Origin of the sequence: Cupriavidus sp. CuC1 (assembly GCF_044627735.1) — a bacterium.
In the GTDB taxonomy this organism is placed as follows: domain Bacteria; phylum Pseudomonadota; class Gammaproteobacteria; order Burkholderiales; family Burkholderiaceae; genus Cupriavidus; species Cupriavidus ulmosensis.
Map to the genome: position 1 here is coordinate 1 of NZ_JBIUHC010000078.1, position 18243 is coordinate 18243.

Here is an 18243-nt window from a genome sequence, read left to right on the forward strand (position 1 = left end):
GCGATGCGGCGCTGCAACGCCGCATCCGGGGCCGCCACCTCATGCGCGGCCAGCAAACGGTCGAGCGCGGCAGCTTCGGCCAACGCGCCAAGCTGCCCGGGAGCGGCGGCCATGGCCTGGCCCTCGGCCCGCTCCCCTTCGGGCCAGCGTGCCGGGTTGGCACCATAGCTCTCGGTCAGTGCGTGAAATCTCTCAGGTGTCATCGCAAGTCCTCGTGATGGCCGTCCTGCATGAGCAAGTCGCGCAGGTTGCGGCGTGCGCGCGCGAGCAAGCTTTCCAGCGCCTCGATGCTGATGCCCATCAGCGCGGCGGCCTCGCCATTGGGCAACTCCTGGTAGTACTGCAGCACCAGCGCCTCGCGCTGGCGCGGGGGCAGCTTGGCCAGCGCCGCGCCCACGCGCGCGCCTTGCGCCGCTGCATCCAGCCCGTCCTCGGGCCCCGCCCCGGACGCCGCGGGTTCCGGCAAGGAATCCATGGCCTGCTCGTGCGTGCCGCGCAAGCGGTCGTAGCAAAGGTTCAGCGCCACCCGATGCAGCCAGGTGTCAAAGCGCGCCCGGCCGGGTTGCCAGCGCGCGGCCTGCTTCCACAAGCGCATGAAGACTTCCTGCGCCACGTCTTCCGCTTCGCCGCGGTCTCCCAGCATGCGCGTGGCCAGCGCCAGCACGCGCGGCAGCTTGCGCGAGACCACCTCGCGCACCGCGGCTGCGTCATGCTTGCCGACCCGCGCCAGCAGCGCATCGTCCGGATCTATGTCGCTCAATGGGTGTGGTTCCGCGTTGCCGGTTCATCCTTCTCGCACGCCGCGCCCGCCCCGGGGCAGGCGCGGCTTCCCCCGTCAGTAGACAAAAACCGGCGCGCGATAGTGATAGTAGGCAGGCCGGGCCGGCACGATCACGCAGCCAGACAACGTGACGGCGACCAGCGCCGCGATCAGAAGGCTTTTCATCGATTTCCCCTTGCTGTGGTTACTGCCATCGCGCTTGACCCATGTCATGCCGGTCACGGCGCCCAATGCCCTTCGACCCAGCGCCATTGCGGGCCGCGCGCCACCCAGTGCCCCGGCACCCAGCGGTAGCCCGCCCGGGCAGGCCGCCAATGGCCGCGCAGCCAGACGTAGGCGCCATTGCGCCATTGCCAGTGGCCCGGATCCCAGACGTAGCCGCCACGCGCGGGCGGCAGGACCTCCTGGCGCATCGGCGGGGGCGCCGAGGGCGCGATCACGATGGTTTGCGCGAATGCCGGCGCCAGCGCGAACGCCGCCGTCATGGCAACGCCCAGGCGGGCCAGGCTAGATGAGAGGGCAATTGACCTGCGCATGAGAGCCTCCAGTCCACAATCCACAGCCTGGCGCCACTTCGCGCGCAGGCTTGTCATGTCTGTCATGTCTGTCATGTCTGTCATGTCTCTTAAACGCAGGCGGGCGGAAAAATCCGTCGCGGAAAAGCGTAAGTTTTGATTACAGCGGGGACGCGCGGCTCACGCCACCACGTCGACGCCTTCCATCACCCATTGGCGAAAGGTCTGCAGCGCCGGCAGATGCTGTTTCTGCTCGGGATAGCAAAGGTAATAGCCCTTCTTGCTCAGCACCCGCGCCGGATGCGCCACCACCAGTACGCCGGTGGCAAGCTCCTCCTCGATCAGGCAGCGCGGGATCAGCGCGATGCCGAGCCCCGACATCGCCGCCTGGGTCAGCAGCGAGAACTGGTCGAAGCGTGCGCCGCTCCACGCCTTGCGGGTCGCCACGCCAAGCTCGGCGAACCAGTCGGGCCAGGCTTCGGGCACGGTGGTGTGGTGCAGCAGCGAGAAGCGCAGCAGCCCCGACGGCGCGCGCGCCATGCCCTCGGGCTCCCCTGCCAGCAGGGCCGGGCGGCATACGGGCAGGACTTCGCGGCCGGTCATGTAGTCGGCCAGGCTGCCAGGCCACATGCCGTCGCCGAAGCGGATGGCGGCATCGAGGTCGGGCTGGGAAAAGTCGTAGCCCTGCGCGTGCGGCACGAATTCAAGGCTGACGTCGGGATGCTTCTCGAAGAACTGCGGCAAGCGCGGAATCAGCCACTTGGCGCCCAGCGTGGGCATGCTGGCGATGTGCAGGGTGCCACCCCGGCCTTGCTTGGCGATCAGCTCCACCGTGGCGGCCTCGATCTCGGTCAGGCTGGGGCGGATGCGGTCCAGGTAGCGCTGGCCGGCATCGGTCAGCATCAGGCGCTGGCGCACGCGCTCGAACAGTTCCACGCCAAGGAAGGCCTCCAGGCTGCGCACCTGCTTGCTCACGGCACCCTGCGTGACGTGGAGCTCCCGCGCCGCGGTGGTGAAGCTGTTGTAGCGTGCGGCAGCCTCGAAAGCCTGCAATTCAGTCAGCGACGGACATAAGCGTCGCATAGATAACCCCTTACTTCACTACCAAACGGAATGATCGCACGATTTTATTTCGTTTGCGGTGTGACTGCACGAACAAGCAGAATCAGGGAGCCTTTCATTTCCCCGCTTTCATCGCTGTAGTTGCTTTCATCGCGTCAAGCCCTTTCCTCCTCTCCTCCCTCCATTCAGGAACCGAACCATGCAACGCCGTAACATGCTCCGCCTCCTTGCCGCCGCCACTGGTGCCGCCGCCGCCGGCCTGTCGCTGTCGGCCGCTGCCCAGGGCACGTACCCGACCAAGCCGATCTCGCTAGTCGTGCCGTTCCCGGCAGGTGGCACCACCGACATCGTGGCGCGCATCGTGGCCGACAAGCTCGGCCAGCAACTGGGCCAGACCGTGGTGGTGGACAACCGCGGCGGCGCCGGCGGCAGCATTGGTACCGGTTACCTGGCCAAGGCCGCGCCGGACGGCTACACCCTGGGCATCGCCACCGCTTCCACGCACGGCATCAACCCGGCCGTGTACCCGCGCCTGTCGTATGACGCCACCAAGGACTTCACCACCATCACCAACCTGGCTTCGGTGCCTAACGTGATGAGCATCAACCCGGCGGTGAAGGCCAACGACATGAAGGCCTTCATCGCGCTGGCCAAGGCCCAGCCGAACAAGATGGCCTACGGCTCGGCCGGCAACGGCAGCGTCTCGCACATGATGGGCGAGCTGTTCAAGATGAGCAGCAAGACCGAACTGCTGCACGTGCCGTACAAGGGCGTGGGCCCGGCGCTGAACGATGCGCTGGCCAACCAGGTGCAAGTGCTGTTCGACAACCTGCCGTCCTCGCTGCCGTTCATCGAAGGCGGCAAGCTGCGCGCCCTGGCCGTGGCCTCGCCCAAGCGTGTGCCGGCCCTGCCCAATGTGCCGACGTTTGCCGAGTTCGGCCTGCCCGAAGTCAACGACGCCGCCTGGTTCGGCCTGATCGCGCCGGCCAACCTGCCTGCCGACGTGCAAGCCAAGCTGCACGACGCCACCGTCAAGGTACTGGCGCTGCCCGAAGTAAAGGCTAAGCTGGAGAAGCTGGGCGCAGTGCCGGTTGGCAACACGCCGGCGCAGTTCGCCGCGCAGATCAAGACCGAAGTGGCGAAGAACAAGCGCATCGCCGCAGCAGCCAAGATCACCCTGGATTAAACGACGCACATCATGACGGAAGCAGACCGAAAGACCGGGCTCAGCCCTTACCTCCTGCAACTGCCGCAAGGCGAGAGCAGCCCGCTCTTTCTCGATTCGCCGCATAGCGCCACCAGCTACCCGGCCGATTTCCGGCCGGCGGCCGGCTTGCCCCTGTCGCTGCTGCGCCAGGCCGAAGACACGTTCGTCGACGAGTTGTACGCCGACGCTCCCGCACGCGGCATTGCGCTGCTGTGCGCGGGCTTCCCGCGCAGCTACCTCGACGCCAACCGCGGCATCGAGGAAATCGACGAAGCCGTGCTCGACGCGCCCTGGCCCGGCCCGCGCCAGGAAACCTCCAAGACCCGTCTTGGCAAGGGCCTGGTGTGGCGCGTGCTGGATACCGGCGAGGCCATCTACGACCGCAAGCTGAGCGTGGCCGAGGTGCAGGCGCGCATTGCGCAGTACTACCTGCCCTACTATGCGCAACTGCAGAAGCTGGCCGATCAGGCCGTCGCCACGCACGGCAGCGCCTGGCATATCAACTGCCACTCGATGCCCAGCGAGGCGGCGCAGTACGCCACCGAGCATCCCGGGCTGCAGCATCCGGACTTCGTGGTGGGCGACCGCGACGGCACCACCTGCGACACGCGCTTCACGGACCGCGTGGAAGGCGTGCTCAAGGACATGGGCTACGACGTCTGGCGCAACCACCCCTACAAGGGCGTGGAAATCGTGCGCGTGGTGGGCCAGCCGGCGCAAAAGCGCCACAGCCTGCAGCTCGAGATCAACCGCAAGCTGTACATGGACGAAGTCGGCCTGGTGCACAACGCGGGCTTCGGCAAGCTGAAGGCCGACCTCAACGCGCTGCTGGACGACCTCAAGGTCTTCGTCAAGACCATCTGAGCGATTCAGCGTTTTCAAGTTTGAAGGCGCTGAAAACCGGGAGGCCCGCCGCGCAATGCGTGGCAGGCCTCACTGGCACCCCACTCCTATCTCACACCTCGCGCCGCCATCCCCGGGCGGCCCGTGCAGCCGGGCAGAACGCTGCACTCTGCTGCACATCCCGCATGCTTTCACTTCGGGCAGAACCCTAAAGTCGGGAGATTTCGGAACTTTGCTGCATGGGTTTCCTCTATCATGGCAGACCTTTGCCAACCCCTTATGCTCCAAAGCAAGACGATCCCGTGATCCGACGAATCTCTGACCTCCTCAGCAGCCGGCTGTGTGCGCTCGCTGCTGCAGTGGCAGGTGCGATCGCCCTGGTGGGCTGCGCCGATACCCCGCTCAACGATCGCGACGCCGTGGTGACCCCCGGCATCGCCACCCCGGCCGCCAAGGCAGCCGCTGCCAACTCCGCATCCAGCCGCCCCGCGCCGACCCCGCCCGCCACCGCCGCACCGCCTACCAAGACCGTGACCCTGCCCGCGCAAGGCCGCGTGAGCCTGGCCGAGTACCGTGCGCAGATGCGCGAGCAACTGATGCAGACCGAGAATGCCAGCGCGGATGTGGCCGATTGCGCCGCGCACGCCAGCTGGGTGGTGCCACGCTCGGCCACCTACGACGCATTGAAGATCCCCACCGGCGCGCTCGGCGCCGGCCAGGCTACCGTGGAGCCATGGGACGGCCGCTTCTCGCAAGGCAAGCAAGCGGTGCCCGTCAGCTCCGTGGTGACATTCTCCGCGACCGCCCACATGCGCCGCGCCGAAGCCCAGTGGGAACCGGTCAAGGTACGCTGCGGCTATGCCGACGGCATGATGCTGGCCTATGAATTGCTCGATGGCAGCGGCACCGTCATCAGCGAGCCGGCGGCAGCGCCCGCGGTGCGCAGCAGCAGTACGCGGCAGGCCACCAGCAGCAAGGGCCACAAAGGCAGCAAGGCCAGCAAGTCCAGCTCGGGCAAGGCCACCAAGTCGACCTCGTCCAAATCGAGCAGCAGCAAATCGACCGCCAAGAGCAGCGGCGCCAAGACCACGAGCAAGTCCACCAAGAAGGCGCACTAAGGCCTGGCCAGGCGCCTGCGGCCCGTTTGGGGGCGGCCTGGCGCCTGGCCGCGCATCCTCAGCCCAGTTGCGCCAGCACCGCCTGCAGCATCGCCGCGCCCAGCAAGGCGCTGCGCGCGCCGTTCCAGCCCACCACCGGATCGGGCTGGTCGGCGTTGTCCTTGAACGGCATCTCCAGCGTCAGCGACAGGCAGCCAAAGGTATGGCCGATGTACTTCGAGGCCAGCTTGAGCGCGTCCTGGTTGTACTTGCTGGCAGCGTAGCCGTGCACGTCCTGGAAGTCCGGCGTCGCGCGCTTGAACGCGTCGATGAAGCGAAGCTGTTCGGCTTTCTGCGCCTCGGTAAAACCGGGCAGCATCTCGCTGCCCGCGACGAAGTTATAGGGCAGGCCCTCGTCGCCATGGATGTCGAAGAACATGTCGCAGCCGGTGGCCTCGATGGCGCGGCGCACGTGATACACCTCCGGGCTGGTCTGCTCGCTGGGGGCCATCCATTCGCGGTTGAGGTTGGCGCCGGCCGCATTGGTGCGCAGGTTGCCGCGCGCCGAGCCATCGGGGTTCATGTTCGGCACGATATGGAACACGGCGCGCTCCAGCAGGCAGCGCGCCACCGGGTCGCCGGCCCACATGCCGGTGCCCGTCAGGCGCTGCAGCACGCCCTCGCAGAACCACTCCGCCATGGTCTCGCCGGGATGCTGGCGCGCGATCATCCAGATGGTCTTCTTGCCGTCGCCGGGCGTGCCGACCGTGATCGCGGTCATGTCGCGTCCGTCTACCGTGCTGCCCAGGTGCGACAGCCGCGCCAGCGGCGAACGCTGGCAGGTGGCCAGCAGGGACAGGTGGCGGTCTTCGGAGTACGGCTCGAAGTAGGCCAGCCAGACGCTGTCGTGCTCGGGCGTGAAGGCCACCGTCATGGTGCTGCCATCGAAGCTGGTCGGCACGCGGAACCAGTGCGCGCGGTCATAGGAGGCCACGGCCTGGTAGCCGCGCCAGCCGTCGGGGTAGGTACAGTCGCCGGCATTGAGGAACTGCAGGCGGCAAGACTGGCCACCCGCGCCCTGCAGGCGGAAATGGAACCACTGGCGGAACTCGGCGTGCGAGTCGGCGCGGATGCGCAGGCGGATGTCGCTAGCTTGCGCAAGCGATTCGACTTCGATGGCGCCCGCGTCGAAACTGGCGGAAATATGCAGGGCTGAACTCATGGTATGGCGTCTCGGAGGGTGCGTGCCGGGAAGCCTGTGGGCCATCCCTGGCGCTGGGTTCGGGGGCGATAGGCCGTAGCCGGAGCGCGTGTCAGTCTTCCAGGCGGCGGCGGAAGACCCAGCGGGCATCGTCGGAAGCCGCGGCGTCAAAGACGTAGCCGTGCTCGGCAAAGCGCTTGAGCTTGGCCGGCTCGGTGATGCGATGCGTCACCGCGTAGCGGGCCATGAAGCCGCGCGCCCGCTTGGCATGGAACGAAATGATCTTGTAGCGGCCGCCCTTCCAGTCCTCGAACACCGGCGTGACAATCCTGGCGCCGAGCACCTTGGGACGCACCACCTTGAAATATTCCTCGGAGGCCAGGTTGACCAGGGTCGGGCTGCCTTCCCCCTTCTGTGCCTTGAAGTCATCGTTGAGCAACTGCGTGACGTCATCGCCCCAGAACGCATAGAGATCCTTGCCCGCCACGTTGTCCAGGCGCGTGCCCATCTCCAGCCGGTAGGGCTGCATCCAGTCGAGCGGGCGCAGCACGCCGTACAGGCCGGACAGGATGCGCACATGTTTTTGCGCGAAGCCAAGCTCGTCGGCCGACAGGCTGGACGCGTCGAACCCCTCGTACACATCGCCATTGAAGGCGAGCACGGCCTGCTTGCTGTTGGCCGCGGTGAACGCCGGCGACCAGTCGCCATAGCGGGTGGCATTGAGTACCGCGAGCTTGTCCGAGATGTCCATCAGCGCCCCGATATCCTGTGGCGCGAGCTTGCGCAGCCGCTCGATCAACACCGCCGAGCGGTCGATAAAACGGGGCAGCGTATGGGTCTTCAGACGCGCGGGCGTCTCGTAGTCGAGCGACTTGGCAGGGGACAGGACGATGAGCATGGCAAAATCGCGGCAAACACAAAGGCCAGATTGTAACGAATGCACCCCGACTCCACCGCAGTACCCGTCAATTCCCCGCCGCCCCCGCAGGCCATTCCCGGCCCCGGCCCCGTTCCCGGCCTGCTGGCGCCGCGGGTCGTGCTCGACTCCAACATCTGGGTCGACCTGCTGGTCTTTGTGGATCCGCATGTCGAGCCCATCCGGGCCGCGCTGGACGCCGGCGCCATTGCTGCGGTGATCCGCGCCGATTGCCGCGAGGAGCTGCGCCGAGTGCTGGCTTATCCGCAATTTGCCCATTTTGGCGTCGATATTCCTGCCGCCATGGCCACGGTCGACCGGTTGACCACCGCCATCGCCATCCCGGACGAAGCCGACACGCTGGCCGCCCGCCTGCCGCGCTGCCGCGACACGGACGACCAGAAGTTCATCGAGCTGGCGCACTTTGCCCACGCCGCCTGCCTGGTCTCCAAGGACAAGGCCGTGCTCAAGCTCAAGGGCCGCCTGCGCCGCCAGAGTGGCGTGGAAATCATGCTGCCCCAGGCCTTCGCCAGCTGGCTGGCAGCGCGTGAGGAGGCCACGGCGCAGGCGCCGGCCGATCCCCGCTAGAATGCCAGCATCGTTTTCCGCCCATCCCGACCGCCTAGCCTGACGCAGCTTCCCATGCCCACGAACCTCTCCGCCCAGCCCGGCACCCTTGCTCCCTTCACGCCGCCGATTTCGCGCCTGCCCAAGGTCGGCACCACCATCTTCACCGTGATGTCGGCGCTGGCCGCCGAGCGCAATGCCGTCAACCTCGGCCAGGGCTTCCCGGATTTCGACTGCGACCCGAAGATCGTCGATGCCGTCGCGCATGCGATGCGCTCGGGCCTGAACCAATACCCGCCGATGGCGGGCGTGCCCAAGCTGCGCCAGGCCATCGCCGACAAGATCGGCAAGCTGTACGGCCATGCCTACGACTGGGACAGCGAGATCACGGTCACGGCCGGCGCGACGCAAGGCATCCTGACCACCATCCTGTGCGCCGTGCACCCGGGCGATGAAGTGATCGTGCTGGAACCCTGCTACGACAGCTACATCCCCGCGATCGAGCTGGCCGGCGGCAAGGTGGTGTCGGTGGCGCTGGACGCGCCGCACTTCCGCATCCCCTTCGACCGGCTCGCCGCCGCCATCACGCCGCGCACGCGGATGCTGCTGATCAACACGCCGCACAACCCCACCGGCACCATCTGGCGCGCCGGCGACATGGACCGCCTGGCCGACTTGCTGGCAGGCACCGACATCCTGTTGCTGTCCGACGAGGTGTACGAGCACATGGTGTTCGACGGCCAGCCGCACCAGTCGGTGTCGCGTCACCCTGAGCTGGCACGCCGCAGCTTCGTGGTGTCGAGCTTCGGCAAGACCTATCACGTGACCGGCTGGAAGGTGGGCTATGTGGCCGCGCCGGCCGCGCTCTCGGCCGAATTCCGCAAGGTGCACCAGTTCAATGTGTTCACGGTGAACACGCCCGTGCAGCATGGGCTGGCCGACTACATGGCGGATCCGGCGCCCTACCTGGACCTGGCGGCCTTCTACCAGGCCAAGCGCGACTTCTTCCGCAGCGGGCTGGCCACCACGCGCTTCAAGCTGCTGCCGTCGGACGGCACCTACTTCCAGTGCGTGGACTACTCCGCCATCTCGGACATGAGCGAGGCGGATTTCTCGATGTGGCTGACGCGCGAGATCGGCGTGGCCGCGATTCCCGTCTCGGCCTTCTACTCGCAGCCGCGCGAGTCTGGCGTGGTGCGCTTTTGCTTTGCCAAGAGGGAAGAGACGCTGGCGCTGGCGCTGGAGCGGTTGAAGGCGCTGTAAGCGCCTGTGGGCCTGCGTTCGGCGCTGGTTATTTAATCAGTATCGGTCCTGCGAGCGCCCGCCCTCTCCCCCGGCCCCTCTCCCACTGCGTGGGAGAGGGGAGCAAACCGAGCGATCCGCAAGCGCGCGGCCTCACTCTCTCGCAGGCTTAGCTCCCCTCTCCCGCTTGCTGGAGAGAGGTTGGGGGAGAGGGCGGGCGCTGAACGGAGCCGCTACCACCCAAACCCCGCTAACTCATCAATGCAAAACGCCCGCGGATCGCGGGCGTTTTGCCTGGTGCAATCCCTGGCTTACTTGCGGCCGCTCAGCATCAGCTCGGTATTCACCTTGCGATCCGCGTTCATCTTCTGCACGGTGGGCCGCTCGCCCATCCGCTTCAGGTACTCCTTGACTGGCAAGTCAGCCAGCATGTCCGTACCGTAGATGATCTTGGTGCACGACGAGATCAGCGGGAAGTGCACCACGGCGGCGCAGTCCGCCAGCGTGAAGGTGTCGCCGGCCAGGTAGGGCGAGAACTTCGCCAGCTTGCCGAAGGCGGGGATATATCGCTCCAGCAGCTTCTTCTGGCGTTCCTTGACGCCGTCGCTGACCTTGCCGCCGAAGAACGCTTCGGGGTAAAGCTCGCGCGCGGTCAACTCCAGGTACAGCTCCAGGAAGGTCACCAGTTCGCGCACCTTGGCAGCCTCGTAGGGGCTGGCCGGCAGCAGCGGCGCTTGCGGGTAGGTCGACTCGATATACGCGTCCAGTACTTCGGACTCGCATAGCGGGCCGTGATCGGTGATCATGTAGGGCACCTTGCCCAGGGGCGAGGCTTCGAGATCGGTCTTGCCGATCCAGGCCAACTCCTCCTCGAACGGCAGGTTCTTTTCCAGCAAGGCCAGCTTGACCTTGTTGTAGTAGTTGCTGGCGGCAAAACCACAGAGCTTCAGCATGTCGTCTCTCTCTCTCCTCGTTATTGCGTGATTGGCAACCCACCAGGTGGATCGCGATGAAATCAGGGGCTAAGGTGCCCTGCCCGCACATTGACAAGCAGGCATTGTGTGCCATGACAGACTCTGGCGGTCCGCGTTGGCCGATCAGCGCACGCCGCCTGCATCGCCCCAATGTCGCAGATGATGCAGAAAACGTACGATCGTGCTAATTTAACCACACTTCTCTGGACGCACTATGAGCACTTTCACCATTGACTCGCTGGGCATCGTCGGCACCGGCGCCATGGGCCGGGGCATTGCGCAGATTGCCGCGCAGGCCGGGCTGACCGTCAGCCTGTACGACACCAACCCGCAAGCCGTGGCGGCTGCCCGGCAATACCTGCAGGATACCTTCGCCAAGCTGGCCGAGAAGGGCAAGATGAGCGCCGAGGACAGCGCCGCCGCGCTGGCCCGCGTGCTGCCCTGCAATGCGCTGGAAGACCTGGCCGGCTGCGACATGGTGCTCGAAGCCATCGTCGAGAAGCTGGAAGTCAAGCGTGACCTGGTGGCCAAGCTTGAAGCCATCCTGCGTCCGGATGCCGTGATCGCCTCCAACACGTCGTCGCTGTCGATCACCGCGATCGCGGTCGGCGCGAAGCAGCCGGGCCGCATCGCCGGCTATCACTTCTTCAACCCGGTGCCGCTGATGAAGGTGGTCGAGGTGATCGACGGCCTGTCCGGCGACCCCGCCGTGGGGGACGCGCTGATGGCGCTGTCGCGCCGCCTGGGCCATACCCCGGTGCGCTGCAAGGACATGCCCGGTTTCATCGTCAACCATGCCGGCCGCGGCATGAACATCGAAGGCCTGAAGGTCGCGCAGGAAGGCGTGGCCGAGTTTGCCGACATCGACGCCATCATGCGCGAGCAGGCGGGTTTCCGCATGGGCCCCTTCGAGCTGATGGACCTGACCGGGCTGGACGTCTCGCACCCGGTGATGGAATCCATCTACAACCAGTTCTACCAGGAACCGCGCTACCGTCCGTCGCCCATCACCGCGATCCGCTCGGTGGGCGGGCTGATCGGCCGTAAGGCCGGCGCCGGTTTCTACCGCTACGTGGACGCCCAGAAGCAGCTGCCCGCCACCGCCGTCGTGCCCAGCGCGCGCCCGGCCAGCGTCTGGGTCAGCCTGAACGACGAACGCGGCCATGGCATGGCCGTCAAGCTGCTGCTCTCGCTGGGCATCACGCCCGAAGCCGGCAACCGGCCCTCGGACGACGCCCTGATCGTGGTGACGCCGCTGGGCCTGGACGCCACCACCTGTGCCCTGCATGAGGGCCTGGACCCCACCCGCGTGGTCGCCATCGACACGCTGCTGCCGTTTGAAGCCACCAAGCGCCGCACCCTGATGACCACGCCGGCCACGTCAGCCGCCATGCGCGAGGCCGCGCACGGCCTGTTCGGCAGCGACGGCGTGCCCGTGACCGTGATCCGCGACTCGGCCGGCTTCGTGGCCCAGCGCATCATCAGCTGCATCGTGAACATCGCCAGCGACATCGCGCAGCAGCGCATTGCCACGCCAGTCGACATCGACCTCGCCGTCAACCTCGGCCTGGGCTACCCCAAGGGCCCGCTGGCGCTGGGCGATGTCATCGGCCCGCACCTGGTGCTGACCGTGCTGCGCAACCTGGAGCGCCTGACCGGCGACATGCGCTACCGCCCCAGCCCGTGGCTGTGGCGCCGCGCCGGCCTAGGCCTGTCGCTGCTGGCCGAAGAGCAGTAAGAACCGCGACCGCAGGCTTGTTTTGGGCCTGCGGTCGTTTTGTATCCGACACCGCATTTGCATCGTTGCATTCGCTCATCCGTACAGGCCACCATGACCGCACAGCTGCTCACCGAACGCGTCGACACCACCCTGGTGCTGACCATCTCGAACCCCGAAGCACGCAACGCGCTGCATCCGGACATCTACGCGGCCTCGCAGGAAGCGCTTGAGCTGGCCTCGCGCGACGACGAAATCCGCGCGGTGGTGATCACCGGCGCCAACGGCGTGTTCTGCGCCGGCGGCAACCTCAACCGCCTGCTCGGCAACCGCGCCAAGCCGCACGAGGTGCAGGCCGAGAGCATCGAAGTCCTGAACCACTGGATCGAAACGCTGCATGCCTTCCCCAAGCCGATCATCGCGGCCGTGGAAGGCCCCGCTGCTGGCGCCGGCTTCTCGCTGGTGCTCGCCTGCGACTTCGTGTTGGCCGCCAGCGACGCCAAGTTCGTGATGGCCTACGTCAACGTTGGCCTGACGCCTGACGGCGGCGGCTCGTACGAGCTGGCCCGCGCGCTGCCCCGCCAGCTCGCCTCCGAACTGATGATGGAAGGCAAGCCCGTGGATGCGGCGCGCCTGGCCCATTTCGGCCTGGTGAACCGCGTGGTGCCGCCCGGCCAGGCGCTGACCGAAGCGCTGCGCCTGGGCGAATCGCTGGCCGCGCGCTCGCCGCATGCCATGGGCCGCATCAAAGGCCTGATCAACCACGCCGCCACCGCCAGCCTGACCGAGCACCTGGCGCAAGAGCGCGACAGCTTCGTGGCCGCGCTGCATCACAAGGACGGCGGCGAAGGCATCAGCGCCTTCCTGGAAAAGCGCAAGCCGAACTACCGCTGAGCCTTTGCGCCGGGTTCGCCCATGCGCGCACCCGGCCTCGCAATGCCACGCCAACGATGCCCGCGCAGACGGGCACAAAAGCACAAGCACCGGAGACCTGCATGGAACTGCCGCCCTCGCCCCGCCGCCGCGTCTACCTGATGCGCCATGGCGCGGTGACCTACTTCGACGAGACCGGGCGCCCGGCGCTGCCCGAACTGGTGCCGCTCAACGAGACCGGGCGCGAACAGGCCAGCGCGGCTGGCCGCGCCTTTGCCGCCGAGAACATCCGCTTCGACCGCATCATCGTCAGCGGCCTGCCGCGCACGGTGGAAACCGCCGAGCGCGTGCTGGCGGAACTGCCCGGCATGGCCGACGCCGCGATGGAAACCTGGCCCGAGCTGCAGGAAATCCGCGGCGGCAAGCTGCAAGGCATCAGTGACGACAAGCTGCGCGATGCGTTTATCGGCGCCTTTGAAGGCGAAGTGCCGGAAGACAAGCGCTTCCTCGATGGCGAGAGCGTGGGCGAATTCCTCGACCGCGTGCTGCCCGCGCTGCGCCGCCTGCGCGACGACCCGAACTGGGACACCGCCCTGCTGGTCCTGCATGGCGGCACCAACCGCGCCATCCTCTCTCACGCCATTACCTGCGGGCGCCGCGTGTTCTACGGCAGCCTGATGCAAACCGCCGGTTGCATCAACGTGCTGGACGTGGGCGACGAGCCGCTGGACTGGGTGGTACGCATGATGAATTACTCACCGCCCACACCGGTGCACAGCGGTACGCGCCACACCACCATGGAAGTGCTGCTGCATCAGTACCTGCGCTTTCGCGGCCTGCGCGGGCCGGCCAGCTAGCCACGCCGCAGACGGAAAAAACAGACAGATTCGAATCTCGGAAAACCCGGAACATAACGAAAACACGGAGACAGCATGAGCACCAACGTTTCGAATTTCGAAGGCACCCGCGAGGTAGCCGAGCAGCAACGCTTCGACATGGCCGCACTGGAAGCCTGGATGCGCGAGCATGTGGCCGGCTTTGCCGGTCCGCTCTCCATCGAGCAGTTCAAGGGCGGCCAGTCCAACCCCACCTTCAAGCTGGTCACGCCGGGCCAGACCTACGTGATGCGCGCCAAGCCCGGCCCCAAGTCCAAGCTGCTGCCCTCGGCCCACGCCATCGAACGCGAATACCGCGTGATGGCCGCGCTGGCCGGCACCGACGTGCCGGTCGCCAGGATGTACGCCCTGTGCGAAGACGAAACCGTGATCGGCCGCGCCTTCTACATCATGGAATTCGTCGCCGGCCGCGTGCTGTGGGACCAGTCCCTGCCCGACATGACGCCGGCCGAGCGCGGCGCCATCTACGACGAGATGAACCGCGTCATCTCCGCGCTGCACACCGTCGACTACAAGGCCATCGGCCTGGGCGACTACGGCAAGCCGGGCAACTACTTCTCGCGCCAGATCGAGCGCTGGACCAAGCAGTACAAGCTGTCCGAGACCGAGAGCATCCCCGCCATGGACTCCCTGATAGCCTGGCTGCCCGAGCATATCCCGCAGGAAGACGCCGATCTCACGTCCATCGTGCATGGCGACTACCGGCTGGACAACCTCATGTTCCACCCCACCGAGCCGCGCGTGCTGGCCGTGCTCGACTGGGAACTGTCCACGCTGGGGCATCCGATGGCCGACTTCGGCTACCACTGCATGAGCTGGCACATTGCCCCAGGCCAGTTCCGCGGCATCGCCGGCCTGGACCATGCCGGGCTCGGCATCCCTGACGAGGCAAGCTACCGGCGCACCTACGAGCAACGCACCGGCCGGCCCATCACGGGCGACTGGAATTTCTACCTGGCCTTCAGCATGTTCCGCATTGCCGGCATCCTGCAGGGGATCATGAAGCGCGTGGTGGACGGGACGGCTTCGTCCGCGCAGGCCGCGGATGCCGGAAAGCGTGCCCGGCCGATGGCGGAAATGGGCTGGGAGTACGCAAGGAAGGCAAAGCAATAACAATCTGGCGCTTCGCCGGGATCATCAGGAAGCCTCTTCCCTCACACTGCGGGAAGAGGCTTTTTTACTGGGCAAGTTATCGTATCAGATGATGTGCCGCCTGGTTTTCTGCATCAAACCCATCGCCCCGCCGCCCAGGTTCGCCATCCGCCACGCCGAAAACCCTGCCAGGAAAATGCCCTGGACCCGCCCGGGACTTCCGGCTATGATCCAACAGATACGACAACATACAACTAATACAAATCTGGAGACAAAGCCGATGCCAAGCAACCGCCGCACCTTCCTGACCCAACTCTCGACCCTGGGCGCCACCGCCACGCTGGGCAGCCTCGGCGCAGCCGGCACCCTGCTCTCGTCCCCGGCCAAAGCCGCCGATTGGCCCACCCGCCCGATCCGGCTGGTCGTCCCTTACCCCGCCGGCGGCTCCTCCGACATCATCGCCCGCCTGATCAGCCGCCAGCTCGGCGAAGCCCTCGGCCAGCCCATCGTGGTAGATAACCGCCCGGGCGCCAACGGCAATATCGGCGCCGCCATGGTTGCGCAGGCCAGCACCGACAATCACACGCTGCTGCTGTGCGATGTCGGCGCGCTGGCCATCAGCCCTTCCGTCTATACCAAGCTCACCTTCGATCCGGGCAAGGACCTCAAGGGCGTTTCCATGCTGGCGTATTCGCCGCATTTGCTGGTGGTCCATCCCTCGGTGCAGGTCAGCAACCTCAAGGAGCTGGTGGATCTGTCCAAGCGCACCCAGCTCAACTTCGCCGTGACCGCCATCGGCAGCGCGCCGCACCTGGCTGGCGTGGCGGTGGCGCAAGCCACCGGCGCGAAATGGCAGTACGTGCCTTACAAGGGCGGCGCGCAGGCGGTGGCCGATACCGTGGGCGGCACGGCCCAGGTGCTGATGAACGGCATGCTGGCTACGCTGCCCCAGGTGCAGGCGGGCAAGCTGAAGGTGATCGCCGTTTCCAAGAAAACACGCATGCCGCTGGTGGGGCAAGTCCCGACCATTGCCGAGCAAGGCGTGCCGGGCTTCGAATCTGGCACCTGGCAGGGCGTGATGGCGCCGGCCGGCATGCCCGATGCGCTGGTGGCGCGCATCAGCAGCGAGCTGATCCGCATCATCCGCTCGCCGGACGTGCGCGCGCAGCTCGCCGGCCAGGGCGCGGAAGTGGTGACCATGACGCCGCCGGAAACCAACAAGTTCTTCGCCGCCGAGCGCGCACGCTGGGCGACCGTGGTGAAGCAGGCCGACATCCGGCTGGACTGACCAGCGCGCCGGGTCTTGGCCAGTTCTTGCTTTTTTTTTGATCGCGCTTAACCCCTTGCGCCAGGCTGCCTCGTTTCACTGACAGCGCCCTGCCGCCGGCATCGCCGGCGCGGCCCTTCAGGAGAAAAGAACATGCTTAAGCGCTTGGGAGCCTTGGCCATTGCCTTCGCGGTGGCCGCCTGCGGTGGTCATTCCACCACCGCCCCTACCCTGCCGGCTTCGCCCGCGCGAGCCGACAACGCAGCACCGGCCACGCAGCCGGTCGCGCCGCCCCCGGTTGCCCCAGCCACCCCAATGCAAAGCGTGCCCGCGGCAAAAGCCCGCGACGCGGCGTCCCCCGCCAGGGAGGCGGCCGCCGGGGCCGTTGCGGATGCGCGCGCACCCGCCATGCACGCCCAGCCCGCGGCGCCCTTGGCGCTGATGGTTCGCCCCATGCCCTACCCGCAGCCGCAGCCCGGGCCAGACCGCGAGCGCTATGGCGCCATTGACGAGAACGGCGTGCAGCAGGTAGCCCAAGCTCCCGTCTCCACTTTCAGCATCGACGTCGACACCGGCAGCTACAGCAATGTGCGCCGCCTGCTCAACGCCGGCCGCCTGCCGCCGGCCGACGCGGTGCGCGTGGAGGAGATGATCAACTACTTCCCCTACGACTACGCGCAGCCGCGCGACGGCCGTCCCTTTGCCGTGCACGCCGACGCCGCGCCCGCGCCATGGCAAGCGCATAACGTGCTGCTGCGCATCGGCATCAAGGCGGCCGACGCGGCGCGCGACAGCCTGCCGGCGGCCAACCTAGTGTTCCTGGTCGATGTGTCGGGGTCGATGTATTCGCCCGACAAGCTGCCGCTGTTGAAGTCCTCGCTCAAGCTGCTGACCAACGCGCTGCGCGCGCAGGACCGCATCACGCTGGTGACCTACGCCAGCGGCACGCGCGTGGTGCTGCCGCCGACGCCGGGCAGCGACAAGGCCGCCATCTCGTCGGCCATCGACTCCCTGGTGGCAGGCGGCTCGACCGCCGGCGCGAGCGGCATCGCGCTGGCCTACCAGGCCGCGCAGCAGAGCTTTATCGCGGGCGGCATCAATCGCGTGTTGCTGGCAACCGATGGCGATTTCAATGTCGGCATCACCGACTTCCGCCAGCTCAAGGCCCTGGTCGCGGAGAAGCGCAAGTCGGGCGTTTCGCTGTCCACGCTGGGCTTTGGCACCGGCAACTACAACGACCAGCTGATGGAGCAGCTGGCCGACGCGGGCGACGGCGCCTACTCCTATATCGACAACCTGATGGAAGGCCAGAAGGTGCTGGTGGAAGAGTTCAGCTCCACGCTGGCCACGGTGGCGCGCGACGTCAAGATCCAGGTCGAGTTCAACCCCGCCACGGTCAAGGAGTACCGCCTGATCGGCTATGAGAACCGCGCGCTCAAGCGCGAGGACTTCAACAACGACCAGGTCGATGCCGGCGATATCGGTGCCGGCCACACCGTGACGGCGCTGTATGAGCTAACGCTGGCGGGCCAGCCAGGCCTGATCGACCCGTTGCGCTACCAGCCGGCCAGCCCCGCCGCCCGGCCGGGCAACGGCATCGCCGGCGAGCTGGCCCACATCAAGTTGCGCTACAAGCTGCCGCAGGCGCAAACCAGCGAGCTGATCGACCTGCCGGTGCAGGCCGCCTCGGTGCGGCCGCTGGCGCAGGCCGACGACGCTTTGCGTTTCGCCACGGCGGTCGCCGGCTTTGGCCAGCTGCTGCGCGGAGGCAATCACGTCGGCAGCTGGACCTACGCCGATGCGCGCACCCTGGCGCTAGGCGCGCGCGGCACCGACCGCTTCGGCTACCGCGGCGAATTCATCAGGCTGGTCGACCTGGCGCAGGCCTTGTCGACGCGCGCGCCGCTGGCGCAAGGCGGGGATGCCGGGGAGCCGCCACGCTGAGGCCACCATCCCCACCATCGGCCGGGCTGCTCGCGCGCAAGCGCCCGGC

The 18243-nt window shown here is 66.9% G+C and carries 17 protein-coding genes and 1 pseudogene; 11 read left to right on the plus strand and 7 right to left on the minus strand.

Annotated elements, in window-relative coordinates; genetic code table 11:
* The 4 genes and pseudogenes from ACGLHR_RS28980 to gcvA form a co-directional block, all read right to left on the minus strand.
* A pseudogene (locus ACGLHR_RS28980) lies at positions 1-203 on the minus strand (hypothetical protein); the annotation flags it as partial.
* Positions 200-760: an RNA polymerase sigma factor gene (locus ACGLHR_RS28985; protein WP_400097855.1), complete on the minus strand. Its 561-nt coding sequence runs from the start codon at positions 758-760 to the stop codon at positions 200-202. The gene ACGLHR_RS28985 and the pseudogene ACGLHR_RS28980, both read right to left, overlap by 4 nt.
* 239 nt (positions 761-999) lie before the next feature.
* Positions 1000-1317 (minus strand): hypothetical protein, encoded by a 318-nt coding sequence (locus tag ACGLHR_RS28990; protein ID WP_400097857.1) that lies wholly within the window; start codon positions 1315-1317, stop codon positions 1000-1002.
* A 159-nt stretch (positions 1318-1476) separates the two neighbouring features.
* On the minus strand, positions 1477-2379 hold the full coding sequence (gcvA, locus tag ACGLHR_RS28995; protein WP_267606055.1) for a transcriptional regulator GcvA: 903 nt from the start codon (positions 2377-2379) through the stop codon (positions 1477-1479).
* 178 nt (positions 2380-2557) lie between these two features.
* Here gcvA and ACGLHR_RS29000 point away from each other — a divergent pair, with 178 nt between their 5' ends.
* The 3 genes from ACGLHR_RS29000 to ACGLHR_RS29010 all read left to right on the plus strand — a co-directional run bounded on the left by ACGLHR_RS29000 (position 2558) and on the right by ACGLHR_RS29010 (position 5526).
* Complete coding sequence (locus ACGLHR_RS29000; RefSeq protein ID WP_400097859.1) at positions 2558-3544, plus strand: tripartite tricarboxylate transporter substrate binding protein BugE; 987 nt, start codon at positions 2558-2560, stop codon at positions 3542-3544.
* A 12-nt stretch (positions 3545-3556) separates the two neighbouring features.
* The gene (locus tag ACGLHR_RS29005; protein WP_318238195.1) at positions 3557-4429 is read left to right on the plus strand and encodes an N-formylglutamate amidohydrolase; all 873 of its coding nucleotides are present in this window, start codon (positions 3557-3559) and stop codon (positions 4427-4429) included.
* 281 nt (positions 4430-4710) lie between these two features.
* Entirely contained in the window at positions 4711-5526 is an 816-nt protein-coding gene (locus ACGLHR_RS29010; protein WP_400097861.1) for a BspC domain-containing protein, read from the plus strand.
* 58 nt (positions 5527-5584) lie between these two features.
* On the opposite strand, the gene ACGLHR_RS29015 is transcribed toward ACGLHR_RS29010, so the two are convergent.
* Positions 5585-6727, minus strand: a complete 1143-nt coding sequence (locus ACGLHR_RS29015) for a M14-type cytosolic carboxypeptidase (RefSeq protein WP_318238196.1) — start codon at positions 6725-6727, stop codon at positions 5585-5587.
* Positions 6728-6818: 91 nt separating this feature from the next.
* Complete coding sequence (gene yaaA, locus ACGLHR_RS29020; protein WP_400097863.1) at positions 6819-7604, minus strand: peroxide stress protein YaaA; 786 nt, start codon at positions 7602-7604, stop codon at positions 6819-6821.
* Between the two features lie 39 nt (positions 7605-7643).
* On the opposite strand from yaaA, the gene ACGLHR_RS29025 reads away from it, so the two are divergent.
* Both ACGLHR_RS29025 and ACGLHR_RS29030 read left to right on the plus strand, forming a co-directional pair.
* Positions 7644-8210 carry a putative toxin-antitoxin system toxin component, PIN family gene (locus ACGLHR_RS29025; RefSeq protein ID WP_400097865.1) on the plus strand — a complete coding sequence of 189 codons (567 nt, stop codon included), beginning with the start codon at positions 7644-7646 and terminating at the stop codon, positions 8208-8210.
* Between the two features lie 54 nt (positions 8211-8264).
* The gene (locus tag ACGLHR_RS29030) at positions 8265-9452 is read left to right on the plus strand and encodes a pyridoxal phosphate-dependent aminotransferase (RefSeq protein ID WP_400097867.1); all 1188 of its coding nucleotides are present in this window, start codon (positions 8265-8267) and stop codon (positions 9450-9452) included.
* 290 nt (positions 9453-9742) lie between these two features.
* Here ACGLHR_RS29030 and ACGLHR_RS29035 read toward each other — a convergent pair whose 3' ends face one another.
* The gene (locus ACGLHR_RS29035; RefSeq protein WP_318236071.1) at positions 9743-10384 is read right to left on the minus strand and encodes a glutathione S-transferase; all 642 of its coding nucleotides are present in this window, start codon (positions 10382-10384) and stop codon (positions 9743-9745) included.
* Positions 10385-10619: 235 nt separating this feature from the next.
* Here ACGLHR_RS29035 and ACGLHR_RS29040 point away from each other — a divergent pair, with 235 nt between their 5' ends.
* From ACGLHR_RS29040 to ACGLHR_RS29065, 6 genes are all read left to right on the plus strand, one after another.
* On the plus strand, positions 10620-12143 hold the full coding sequence (locus ACGLHR_RS29040; protein ID WP_400097869.1) for a 3-hydroxyacyl-CoA dehydrogenase: 1524 nt from the start codon (positions 10620-10622) through the stop codon (positions 12141-12143).
* 93 nt (positions 12144-12236) lie between these two features.
* Complete coding sequence (locus ACGLHR_RS29045) at positions 12237-13016, plus strand: oxepin-CoA hydrolase, alternative type (protein WP_400097871.1); 780 nt, start codon at positions 12237-12239, stop codon at positions 13014-13016.
* A 101-nt stretch (positions 13017-13117) separates the two neighbouring features.
* Complete coding sequence (locus ACGLHR_RS29050) at positions 13118-13852, plus strand: histidine phosphatase family protein (protein WP_267606045.1); 735 nt, start codon at positions 13118-13120, stop codon at positions 13850-13852.
* Between the two features lie 75 nt (positions 13853-13927).
* Positions 13928-15004: a phosphotransferase gene (locus ACGLHR_RS29055; protein ID WP_400097873.1), complete on the plus strand. Its 1077-nt coding sequence runs from the start codon at positions 13928-13930 to the stop codon at positions 15002-15004.
* 259 nt (positions 15005-15263) lie between these two features.
* Entirely contained in the window at positions 15264-16271 is a 1008-nt protein-coding gene (locus ACGLHR_RS29060) for a Bug family tripartite tricarboxylate transporter substrate binding protein (RefSeq protein WP_400097874.1), read from the plus strand.
* Positions 16272-16403: 132 nt separating this feature from the next.
* On the plus strand, positions 16404-18194 hold the full coding sequence (locus ACGLHR_RS29065) for a von Willebrand factor type A domain-containing protein (protein WP_400097876.1): 1791 nt from the start codon (positions 16404-16406) through the stop codon (positions 18192-18194).
* Positions 18195-18243 lie beyond the last annotated feature (49 nt).

Coding starts and splice junctions, on each gene's coding strand:
- ACGLHR_RS28990 (WP_400097857.1), bottom strand. CDS start 1,317: ATGCGCAGGTCAATTGCCCTCTCATCTAGCCTGGCCCGCCTGGGCGTT.
- gcvA (WP_267606055.1), bottom strand. CDS start 2,379: ATGCGACGCTTATGTCCGTCGCTGACTGAATTGCAGGCTTTCGAGGCT.
- ACGLHR_RS29000 (WP_400097859.1), top strand. CDS start 2,558: ATGCAACGCCGTAACATGCTCCGCCTCCTTGCCGCCGCCACTGGTGCC.
- ACGLHR_RS29005 (WP_318238195.1), top strand. CDS start 3,557: ATGACGGAAGCAGACCGAAAGACCGGGCTCAGCCCTTACCTCCTGCAA.
- ACGLHR_RS29015 (WP_318238196.1), bottom strand. CDS start 6,727: ATGAGTTCAGCCCTGCATATTTCCGCCAGTTTCGACGCGGGCGCCATC.
- yaaA (WP_400097863.1), bottom strand. CDS start 7,604: ATGCTCATCGTCCTGTCCCCTGCCAAGTCGCTCGACTACGAGACGCCC.
- ACGLHR_RS29025 (WP_400097865.1), top strand. CDS start 7,644: ATGCACCCCGACTCCACCGCAGTACCCGTCAATTCCCCGCCGCCCCCG.
- ACGLHR_RS29030 (WP_400097867.1), top strand. CDS start 8,265: ATGCCCACGAACCTCTCCGCCCAGCCCGGCACCCTTGCTCCCTTCACG.
- ACGLHR_RS29035 (WP_318236071.1), bottom strand. CDS start 10,384: ATGCTGAAGCTCTGTGGTTTTGCCGCCAGCAACTACTACAACAAGGTC.
- ACGLHR_RS29040 (WP_400097869.1), top strand. CDS start 10,620: ATGAGCACTTTCACCATTGACTCGCTGGGCATCGTCGGCACCGGCGCC.
- ACGLHR_RS29045 (WP_400097871.1), top strand. CDS start 12,237: ATGACCGCACAGCTGCTCACCGAACGCGTCGACACCACCCTGGTGCTG.
- ACGLHR_RS29050 (WP_267606045.1), top strand. CDS start 13,118: ATGGAACTGCCGCCCTCGCCCCGCCGCCGCGTCTACCTGATGCGCCAT.
- ACGLHR_RS29055 (WP_400097873.1), top strand. CDS start 13,928: ATGAGCACCAACGTTTCGAATTTCGAAGGCACCCGCGAGGTAGCCGAG.
- ACGLHR_RS29060 (WP_400097874.1), top strand. CDS start 15,264: ATGCCAAGCAACCGCCGCACCTTCCTGACCCAACTCTCGACCCTGGGC.
- ACGLHR_RS29065 (WP_400097876.1), top strand. CDS start 16,404: ATGCTTAAGCGCTTGGGAGCCTTGGCCATTGCCTTCGCGGTGGCCGCC.